The sequence below is a fragment of the Pseudomonas sp. genome (genome assembly GCF_017744435.1).
Taxonomy (GTDB): domain Bacteria; phylum Pseudomonadota; class Gammaproteobacteria; order Pseudomonadales; family Pseudomonadaceae; genus Aquipseudomonas.
This window is the reverse complement of record NZ_JAGIBG010000061.1, coordinates 1-7,160: the sequence shown is the minus strand read 5'-3', so window position 1 is coordinate 7,160 and position 7,160 is coordinate 1. Positions and strand designations below refer to the sequence as shown.

Genomic DNA, 7,160 nt, shown 5'->3' with positions numbered 1-7,160 from the left:
GTAGTGAAACGATGCATCGCCGATGGTAGTGTGGGGTTTCCCCATGTGAGAGTAGGTCATCGTCAAGATTCATTTCGCAAAACCCCTATCTGCGCATGCAGGTAGGGGTTTTGTCTTTCCGCACGAAGGAAACCTTCAGCCTCGGGCAACTTCGGCCAGGTGCGCCGTCGCTTCTTCGCTCTTGAGCACCAGCACATCGCCTTCCAGCGAGTCGAGCACCACCTCCGCGGTATTGCCGATCAGGGCACCGGAAATCCCGGTGCGCGCAACTGTGCCAATCACCGTGACAACGGCATCGAGTTGCTTCTCGAAATGGGGTATCAGCACATCGGCTGGCCCTTCTGCGACATGAAGGCGGTCTTCACTGATATCGAACTCGGCCTGGAACTTACTGCAGGCCTCCCGATATTTCTTTTCGATGGTTTCACTCAGCTGATAAACCGGGTCCGACGCCGACAGCATGGGGGAGGGGTGCGCACTGACGACATGCAGGTTGCCCTTTGCCAACCCGGCTATGGCATAGCCATGGTCGATGATGCTGGCATGCAGGCGGCGATGATCCTCGTCCTGGTTGCCCACATCAACCGCTGCCAAGATCACGCCACCGGTCCAGGGGCGTTCGCTCTTGACCATCAGCACCGCACACGGGCACTGGCGCAGCAGCTTCCAGTCGGTAGGCGTCAGCAGGGCCTTTTTCAGGGGATTGTCCGGCCGATGCTCCTTGATCACCAACTCACAACCTTCGGCCTGCTGTACATGGATGATCGACTCGTGCAGGCTTTCCTGCCATTTCTGCTCATGGGTCACGTTGTCATAGCCATCGTCATGTAACTGGCTGCTGAGCAAACTGAGCAACGCACTGTGGTCATGTTTCTTGTCACACATCAGCAGATGCAGGCGAGCACCGGTCACGCCGGCAATCAACTTGGCCCGGGTCAGCGCGCGGCTATGGGCATGTTCGGGGTCGAGGACGACGAGGATGCTACGGACAGCTTGCATGGGCGTGAACTCCGTTCAAAGGTGGCGACCAATGCCTGACTATAGTCGGCGCCTCCCGCGTCGCCGCTTGATGTACATCAAGCATAGTCACTGGTGCTGCCCGTCGCCGTCGGTATAATCGCCGGTCTTGCCTGTCCAGTGTGGTTGTTCGTTTATGTCGCTGATCCCCGAAATCGATGCCTTCCTCGGCTGCCCGACCCCAGATGCCTGGATCGAAGCGGCACTCGCCGACCAGGAAACCCTGCTGATCGATCACAAGAACTGTGAGTTCAAGGCTGCCAGCACCGCCCTGAGCCTGATCGCCAAGTACAACACCCACCTGGACCTGATCAACATGATGTCGCGCCTGGCCCGTGAAGAGCTGGTGCATCACGAGCAGGTGCTGCGGTTGATGAAGCGTCGCGGCGTACCGCTGCGGCCGGTTTCGGCGGGGCGTTATGCGTCTGGCCTGCGACGCCTGGTGCGTGCCCACGAGCCGGTGAAGCTGGTGGATACCCTGGTGGTCGGGGCATTCATCGAGGCCCGTAGTTGCGAGCGCTTTGCGGCCTTGGTGCCACACCTCGATGAGGAACTCGGCACCTTCTATCACGGCCTGCTGAAAAGCGAAGCCCGCCACTATCAGGGCTACCTGAAGCTGGCCCACCAATACGGGGAAGAGGCGGACATCGCCCGCCGCGTCGAACTGGTACGCGCGGCGGAAGCGGAGCTGATCCAGTCTCCTGATCAGGAACTCCGCTTCCACAGTGGTATCCCGATGGTGCAGGCAGCCTGACGCCTAGTGGCGGCGCCCCAGCAGCAGGCCGATCACCAGGCCGAAGCCCGCGGACACAGCAACGGTCTGCCATGGATGGCCACCGATATAGTCCTGGGTGGCGTCCACCACCGGTTGCGCCTTGGCCCGCACCTGGCCGGCGGCCTCGCGTGCCTGGCGCAGTTTAAGGCTCACCTGCGCCCGCAGGGTCTCGGCTTCTTCGCCAACCAGTGCGGCACTTTCGCTGAGCAGCTTTTCCGATTCTTCGATCAATGCCTGCAGTTCACTGAACACCTGGTCCTTGATCTGATCACTGTCGGCCAGTGCGGCGGTTTTTCGGGCCATGAACACGTCCTCGTTGATGGGGGATTGAACAATGGATGCCAGCGCGCCGGGAAAGTTGCGACGGCTTTGCCGATGATGCGACGCCAGGGTGTAAGATAGCGGCCATTTTCAACAGGCAGGTACTTTCATGACTTTCAATCTGGCCAACATGAGCTTCGAGGAACGGGCGCAGATCGAGGCGGAGAAGGCCCGGCTGTTCGAGATGTGGCAGAACAACCTGGGCAAGGCAAAGGGTGAAGCTGCGCGGTTGATCGCCGAAAAACCACGCCGCAAAGGCAAGTGGGCTGAATGGGTGCGTGCCGAACTGGACGCTTTGTCGCCGCCGGAATACGCCAGCATGGTCCGCAGCGAGGTCAACAAGATGATGGCTGCTGCCAGCGCCAATCGCTGATCCATCCCCTACCAATACTGGCTACCCGCCTTGGGCAGGTCCAGCTTGCCCTCGTCGGTGAAGCGCACGGTGCCCAACGGCCCGCCGGCGAGCTTGCCACGCAGCTTGTAAGGCATCCCTTGCAGCGAATCGAGCTTGCCCAGGCCATAGGCCTGGCGCAGGAAGGCGAACGCGGTGATGCTCACCGGCACCACGATCACGGCTTCGTCGTAGCGGCCGATGTGCCCTTGCTGGTCGCTTACGCCGGCCGCCAGCGGCTGACCGTTGACCTCCAGGTTCAGCGCAATGCCGTTGTAGTCGATGGCCGATTCATTGGGGTTCTGCACCCTCATCTTCACTGCCATGCGCATTTCCAGCTCCTGCCCCGGCAGCGGCTCGATGCCGATCACACTGATATTCAGCGGGTCACGAGCCTGGAACAGCGCGCAGGCGTAGAGCCCGCCAGCCAGCATCAGCACCAGCAGCAGACGAAGGAAGCGGTGCAAACGGGCAGCCATAGCTAAAGTCCTTGCCGACGAAGTAGTGCCTGCAGTGTGGCAAATGCACGGCGGCGTTGAAAGTGTTGGGCTTTATGAAAGATACTGTTTCTCATTAACGCCCGACAATTCCTCCTACTGGCAGTGTTTCTACCCCATGCTGACGTCTCCCGTGTCCGGTCTGCTGGCAAGTTTCCAGGAGCACTACGACGACCTGCTGCAGTTTCTCACCCGGCGCATGAGCGACCGGCAGAGGGCCGCCGACGTGGCGCAGGAGACGTACCTGAAGCTGGTGAAGATCGACGAGCAGGCGGTGCCGGTGCTGCATGCGCGCAGCTTCATCTTCCGTGTGGCCGGCAACCTGGCCATCGACGCGCTGCGCCGTGAACAGCGCATCGCAGCGAGCCATGAGGACAGCGATGGCGCAGGGGAGGTGGCCTGCCCTGCGCCGGCACCAGAGGCGACACTGCTGGCCCGTGAGCGCCTGCAGATACTCGACGAAGCGCTGCTGCAGTTGTCCAGCAATGCTCGCCAGGCGTTGCTGCTCAATCGAGTCGAGGGCCTGACCCAGGCGCAGATCGCACAACGGCTGGGCGTTTCCGAGAGCATGGTGGCAAAATACATCGGCCAGGCCCTGCGCCATTGCCGCGACTGGCTCAAGCACAACCATGACTGATACCTCGACCATGCACGCTCCGCAGCCGATCAGTGACTTGTCCGACGATGCCCTCGACTGGCAGGTGCTGCTGCACTCGGGCCATGCCAGTGCCACTGATCGGGCACGCTACCAGCGCTGGTGCCAGCTGAGCCCGGCACATGCCGAGGCGGCGCAGGAGGCCGAAGCGCTGTGGCAGGATCTGGGTCATACGCCGACTGCCCAGGTGTTCGAAGCAGCGCCCGCGCGCCTCGGCAAGCGCCACTGGGCCGCGGGCATCGCCGCCTCCCTGGTCCTGCTGGTGGCAGGTTACGGCGGTTGGCAGCAGGCGCCAGTGTGGTTGGCGGACTACCACACGAGCATTGGTGAGCAACAGCGCATTACCCTGACGGACGGGTCGCGGGTACTGCTCAACAGCGGCAGCGCGCTCAACGTGGCCTTCAGCGCCGGCGAACGCAGGGTGACGCTCGAGGCCGGTGAGGCGCTGTTCGAAACCACCGATGACCCACGCCCCTTCGTGGTTGAAACCGCCGGCGAGGCCGTGCAGGGCAGGGCGGCAACCTTCAGTGTGCGCCGTGACGGCCATGTGGTGCTGGCCAAAGGTGAAGCGCGGCTCGGTGATCGCAACCTGGCCATCGCAGCCGACGCCAGCGCGCAGACGGCTTGGCAGCGGGGCAAGCTGATCTTCAATGGCAAACCGTTGGGGCAGGTGCTGGCCGAGCTCGAACGCTACCAGCACGGCCGCATTCTGCTCTCCGACCACAAGCTCTCGGCACTCGAAGTCAGCGGTGTATTCGACCTGAACGAGCCACAGGCGCTGCTGCGCACGCTGGAGCAGCGTTACGGCCTCAAGGTCACCTATCTGCCGTGGCTGGCCGTGGTGCACTGATCCTGTAAAAAATAATCGAAACTTTTTTCATTTGGCGCTGCAAGTTCGTACAAGCCAGAACGTCGTAGTGGGACTGATCAGCAACCCATTCTCATTTACGACTTGTCTGGAAGCTCATTCGTGCCTCTTTTGCCCATGCCCTCCCACCGTCGCGGCGGTCGCCTTCACCATGCCTTGATGTCCTGCAGCGCCCTGGCCATGTTCGCCGGCCCCTTGCAGGTATGGGCCGCCACAGACGTGCCAGCACAGGTGCAAGCGCGCCAGGTTCAACTGGACCTGCCGGTACAACCTCTGGATCAAGCCTTGACCGCATTCGCCGACCAGGCCGGCCTGCACCTGCTGTACACCACGGGGGATGTGGCAGGCCTGAACAGCCCGGCGCTGCAGGGTAGCTTCAGCATCGAACAGGCGTTGCAGGTGCTGTTGGCCGGCAGCGAGATGGCCTGGCAATTCAACGATGCGCGCACGGTCACCCTGCGCAAGGCCGCGCCTGCGCCGCAGGCGGTCAACCTCAAACCCATTGAAGTCAGCGTTGCCTCGCGCACCAGCACCGCCATCAGCGAAATCCCCGGCACGGTGTGGGTGGTGGACCAACAGCAGCTGCGCGAACAGATCGACAGCGGTGTCAGCCTCAAGGAAGCCATCGGCAAGCTGGTGCCAGGCCTGGACCTGGCACCCGAAGGGCGTACCAACTACGGCCAGAACATGCGTGGGCGCAATGTGCTGGTGATGATCGACGGTGTCAGCCAGAACAGCTCGCGTGGCTTGTCGCGCCAGTTCGACAGCATTTCACCGTTCAACGTCGAACGCGTCGAGGTCTTGTCCGGCGCCAGCGCCATCTACGGCGGCGGCGCCACCGGCGGCATCATCAACATCGTCACCAAGAAGGGCGAACCGGGCCCGGCACGCTTCGAGACCCAGCTGGGTGCCAGCAGTGGCTTCAACAACAGCGACGACCTGGCCACGCGCTTCGCCCAGTCGGTCAGTGGCGGCAACGAGCGAGTCAGCGGGCGCCTGGGGATTTCCGGCGAGCAGAACGAAGCCTTCTACGATGGCGCGGGCGATCAGATCTTCATCGACACCACCCAGACCGACCTGCAGTACAACCGCACCATAGACGTGCTGGGCACCCTCGGCCTGAAGCTCACCGATGAGCAAAGCCTCGACCTGCTGGCCCAGTACTACGACTCCGGTAACCACGGCAGTACCGGTATCTACTTCCCCAACCTGAACTACAACGCCCCCTCCGACCTGGAGGACGCCGAACTGCGCAGCGGCTATTCCTCGGACCTGGAGCCACGCACCCGGCGCCTGCTGCTCAACGCCAACTACCACCACACCGATGTGCTGGGCCAGGACTTCTACCTGCAGGCCTCGTACCGCAAGGAAGACGACAACTTCTATCCGTTCCCGTACTACAACCGCGCCACGCCGACCGGTGCGCGCGGCGTGTACTTCGCCGCCTCGCAGCAGAACTTCGAGGTCACCAGCCTCAAGGGGCTGTTCGCCAAGCAGTGGGATACCCTCAAGCTGACCTATGGCGTCGACCTGGATCGCGAGCGCTTCAATGCTGACCAGACCACCTTCGATGCGCAGACTTCATCCGACAGCGGCGGCCTGGACCTGGATAAGCAGAGCAAGGCCGAGCGCTATCCCAGCTATCGGGTCGACGGCGTTTCGGTCTACGCCCAGCTCGACTGGCACGCCACTGACAACCTGACCTTGTCCGGCGGCGCCCGGCGCCAGCAGATGGACGTGGATGTCAGCGACTTCAAGGGCGTGCCCGGTGGCAGCAACGACTATGAGGTCAACCTGTACAACGTCGGCGCCATCTACGACTTCAAAAACGGCCACCAGGTGTGGACCAACTATGGCGAAGGCTTCGACCTGCCGGACCCGGCCAAGTACTACGGCAAGCCTGGCCTGAGCGTTGCGGACAACCCGCTGGCCGGCATCAAGAGCCGTCAGGTCGAACTGGGTTGGCGCTATGCCGACCTGGATTGGGACGCGCAGGCAGCGCTGTACTACATCTGGTCGGACAAGATCATCAACGTCGACTCGCAAACGCTGACCATCAACGTCGAAGACCAGAAGAGTCGCGACTTCGGCTTCGAAGGCGCGCTGACCCGGCACTTCCAGACGGGCTGGGAGGCGGGGGGTACCGTACACCTGACCCGTTCCGAAGAAGAGGACGCCGACGGCGGCTGGATCAAGCGCGATGCCCGCTATGCCTCGCTGTCCAAGGCCACCGCGTTCGTCGGCTGGAAGGGCGATGGCCGCAGCGCGCGGCTGCAGGCCAACCATGCCTTCAGCCTGAAGGACGATGCCGATCATGAGATTGACGGCTACACCACCTTCGACCTTCTGGGCAGTCAGGACACCGGCTTCGGTACCTTCAGCGCGGGTATCCAGAACCTGCTGGACAAGCAGTACAGCACCGTGTGGGGGCAGCGGGCGACGTTGTTCTACTCGCCGACCTACGGGCCGGCCTATCTGTATGACTACCAGGGCCGCGGCCGTACCTACACCTTGACCTGGAGCATGGCTTACTGATTCTTGCTGCCTGACCCGGCCTCTTCGCGGGCTTGCCCGCTCCCACAGGGATAGCGCCCAACCTCAGGGCAGCGCTGTTCCTGTGGGAGCGGGCAAGCCCG

Annotated in this window: 7 protein-coding genes and 1 pseudogene; 5 read left to right on the top strand and 3 right to left on the bottom strand. The window is 62.5% G+C overall.

Features of this window, described 5'->3' with window-relative positions; genetic code table 11:
• Positions 1 to 135: 135 nt before the first annotated feature.
• Positions 136 to 999, bottom strand: a complete 864-nt coding sequence (locus J7573_RS25355; protein WP_294341287.1) for a universal stress protein — start codon at positions 997 to 999, stop codon at positions 136 to 138.
• 154 nt (positions 1,000 to 1,153) lie between these two features.
• On the opposite strand from J7573_RS25355, the gene miaE reads away from it, so the two are divergent.
• The gene (gene miaE / locus J7573_RS25350) at positions 1,154 to 1,771 is read left to right on the top strand and encodes a tRNA isopentenyl-2-thiomethyl-A-37 hydroxylase MiaE (RefSeq protein WP_294341284.1); all 618 of its coding nucleotides are present in this window, start codon (positions 1,154 to 1,156) and stop codon (positions 1,769 to 1,771) included.
• A 3-nt stretch (positions 1,772 to 1,774) separates the two neighbouring features.
• On the opposite strand, the gene J7573_RS25345 is transcribed toward miaE, so the two are convergent.
• Positions 1,775 to 2,095, bottom strand: a complete 321-nt coding sequence (locus J7573_RS25345; RefSeq protein WP_294341281.1) for a DUF883 family protein — start codon at positions 2,093 to 2,095, stop codon at positions 1,775 to 1,777.
• A gap of 127 nt (positions 2,096 to 2,222) precedes the next feature.
• Between J7573_RS25345 and J7573_RS25340 the strand changes: the two genes are divergently transcribed.
• A complete protein-coding gene (locus J7573_RS25340; protein WP_294341278.1) occupies positions 2,223 to 2,486 on the top strand; it encodes a hypothetical protein in 264 nt (87 codons plus the stop codon).
• An 8-nt stretch (positions 2,487 to 2,494) separates the two neighbouring features.
• On the opposite strand, the gene J7573_RS25335 is transcribed toward J7573_RS25340, so the two are convergent.
• Positions 2,495 to 2,983: an LEA type 2 family protein gene (locus J7573_RS25335; RefSeq protein ID WP_294341276.1), complete on the bottom strand. Its 489-nt coding sequence runs from the start codon at positions 2,981 to 2,983 to the stop codon at positions 2,495 to 2,497.
• A gap of 136 nt (positions 2,984 to 3,119) precedes the next feature.
• Here J7573_RS25335 and J7573_RS25330 point away from each other — a divergent pair.
• From J7573_RS25330 to J7573_RS25320, 3 genes and pseudogenes are all read left to right on the top strand, one after another.
• Positions 3,120 to 3,623: pseudogene (locus J7573_RS25330) on the top strand (RNA polymerase sigma factor); the annotation flags it as partial.
• 7 nt (positions 3,624 to 3,630) lie between these two features.
• Positions 3,631 to 4,506 (top strand): FecR domain-containing protein, encoded by an 876-nt coding sequence (locus J7573_RS25325; RefSeq protein ID WP_294341275.1) that lies wholly within the window; start codon positions 3,631 to 3,633, stop codon positions 4,504 to 4,506.
• Between the two features lie 129 nt (positions 4,507 to 4,635).
• Entirely contained in the window at positions 4,636 to 7,059 is a 2,424-nt protein-coding gene (locus J7573_RS25320) for a TonB-dependent receptor (RefSeq protein WP_294341290.1), read from the top strand.
• Positions 7,060 to 7,160: the final 101 nt, after the last annotated feature.